This is a genomic window from Acidovorax sp. SUPP2825, from assembly GCF_030158995.1.
Taxonomy (GTDB): Bacteria; Pseudomonadota; Gammaproteobacteria; order Burkholderiales; family Burkholderiaceae_C; genus Paracidovorax.
In genome coordinates this window covers 1-1,016 of sequence record NZ_BQXK01000061.1, presented here as the reverse complement: position 1 = coordinate 1,016, position 1,016 = coordinate 1, and the positions used below count along the sequence as shown (strand labels likewise).

1 pseudogene is annotated in these 1,016 nt (G+C 69.5%); it reads left to right on the top strand.

The features are described 5' to 3' along the window. A pseudogene (locus AVAK2825_RS24690) lies at nt 1–1,016 on the top strand (hypothetical protein); the annotation flags it as partial.

Here is a 1,016-nt window from a genome sequence, read left to right as displayed (position 1 = left end):
GGGCGCCAACTGGTGCACCAGTACGACGCCACCGGCCAGCTCACCGGGCTGCAGTGGAACGGCCAGCCGCTGGTCAGCGGCATCACCTGGAGCCCGCTGGGCCAGGCCACCGGCTGGCAATGGCCCGGCTTCGTGCAGACCCCCGGCAACCCCGCGCCGCTGGCCGAGCAGCGCAGCTACACCAGCGCGGGCCAGTTGGCCGCCAGCGCCCTGCTGCAACTGACCTGGGACAGCGCCGGGCGCATCGCGCAGATCACCCAGCAGCACATGCTGCCCACGCAAAGCAGCACGGTGGCGCAGCAGGTGGCGCTCACCAGCGCGTACAGCTACGACGCCGTGGGCCGGCTCACCGCCAGCGCGCACAGCGCGCCCAACACCTTGACGCTGCCCAGCGGAACGACCTTGAGCGACACCATCGGGGCCAACGCCAGCGGCTACGCGTGGGATGCCAACGGCAACCGCAGCCAGAGCTACTACAGCAGCAGCACGGCAGGGGGCACCGCCACGCTGCAGCGCGACTACCAATTCGCCAGCAACAGCAACCGCCTGGGCGGCTACACGCAGACCTTCACGCCCGCGGGCGGCAGCGCGCAGACCACCAACGTCAGCTACAACCAGGACGCCACCGGATCGATCACCAGGAAGGGCGACAGCTACCTGCACTACGGCGTGGACGGCCGCATCGCCAAGGCGGGGCCCAACGCCGACCCGGCCAACGCACTGGCTGTGAGCTACACCTACAACGCCCTGGGCCAGCGCGTGTTCAAGAGCGATGCTCGGCTGTCCGGGGCGAACAACCCAGCCCTCACCCAGCAGACCGTCTATGCGGAGGACGGTATCGGCAGCACCGTGCTGGGGCAGTACGGCAGCCGGCGGAGCAGCGACAGCGCAGCACTGGCGGGCGAGATGGACAGCACCGAGGTCATCTACCTGCCCACCGCGAACGGGCCGATGCCCATTGCCGCGCAGATCAACGGCAGGCTGTATGCCATCGATGCGGACCATCTGAACACGCC